The following is a 1,250-nucleotide window of genomic DNA, read 5'->3' as shown; positions in this document are numbered from 1 at the left end:
GGCATTGTTTTTCCAGCGACTCGTGTAGAATTTGAATATCACGCATCTTGCTTTCAATCTTTTGTGTTTGTGGTGAATTCATTAGATCAGAAGGTAAGGTGCGTGTCTACTTATTGAACTACAAAGGTATTTTGTGGGGATTCACAAGCGTCGGGCATAAGGTGCGCCACGATGAACTCGCCAAGCGCACCTAACTCCCTACCAAAACCGCCGAGTGTAATGCGTCACACTTGATGCCTTTGTTATATACGAGGAGCGTTCGCGGATTTGGCCTGGTCTTGAGCTATCTCAATCACAGCATGCCCAAGCTGTACCAAAGTACCAAAATTCGGGGATGTCTCTGGTTTTAATGATTTATATGCACTTGTACGACTCTTTATGCCGGCTCGTTCAACTACCTGACTATGGCCGAAAAACTCAACATATGAACGAATAGCAGCTTGAAGGATATCTACTCGCCCTTCTTTCATTGAGTCCCAAGCAGCCTGTTTGATGATTTGTTCCATCTCTTGAACATTTATGAGATTCAGAGGGGAATCAACATAACTACCTACAGCTAACTCACGAAGAACACTTGCAGGTAGATCAACCCCTTCCCAATCCAATGAACCATCACTACGTAAAGCGAATCGTTTGAAGTCACTTACTGATTTGAAAGCAGGTTTCTGAAAAATTTCTTCGAGGTCAACTTCACCACAAAAGCCATCACTAAACGTTAGCTCAAGCTTGAAGCCTTCCAACCAATCAACATCAATTACTTTTAGCATACGTCACCTATAGCTTACCTGGATTTTCGCCGTTGACAGCTTTCGCCCACATTTGCATTAGTTTTTCACGGTTGTCGGCAATGTGTGCTTCTGCTCGTTTTCGCTGCTTATTCGGAAGGTAACCTTCTAAACTTTCAGCTGTTTCTATCGCTACGATAAGTTCATAGCCGCCATATTTCACATGGACATGAGGGAGTTTGTGCTGCTTGTTATCAAAGAAATACATACAGAACGAAAGCCCCAACAATACATCAATTTCAGGCATATGAACCTCTATAGCCTTGTCATGAGCAAACTATAGCACCGTCTCTTAAGGGAGACAAAGAAAAGAGTATATAACGCTTGCGATAAGGTGCCCCGCACGAAACTAACAAAGCACACTGAACTTCATACCAAAACCGCCGAGTGTAACGGGTCACCTTGATTGCCTTGTTAGGCATTTCCACATGCGACCTTCCTACTTGACCGCCAAACTCTCAGCGT

Annotated in this window: 1 protein-coding gene and 1 pseudogene; both read right to left on the bottom strand. The window is 43.7% G+C overall.

The window, feature by feature from the left end; all coding sequences use genetic code 11:
* Positions 1-242: 242 nt before the first annotated feature.
* Complete coding sequence (gene dhiA / locus EIZ48_RS28250; RefSeq protein WP_160658719.1) at positions 243-767, bottom strand: type II toxin-antitoxin system antitoxin DhiA; 525 nt, start codon at positions 765-767, stop codon at positions 243-245.
* Positions 761-1,032 (bottom strand): annotated as a pseudogene (dhiT, locus tag EIZ48_RS28245) (type II toxin-antitoxin system toxin DhiT). Before dhiT ends, dhiA begins: the two are co-directional and overlap by 7 nt.
* Positions 1,033-1,250 lie beyond the last annotated feature (218 nt).

Source organism: Photobacterium alginatilyticum (assembly GCF_009910675.1).
GTDB lineage: Bacteria > Pseudomonadota > Gammaproteobacteria > Enterobacterales > Vibrionaceae > Photobacterium > Photobacterium alginatilyticum.
This window is presented reverse-complemented; position numbering and strand designations above follow the sequence as displayed.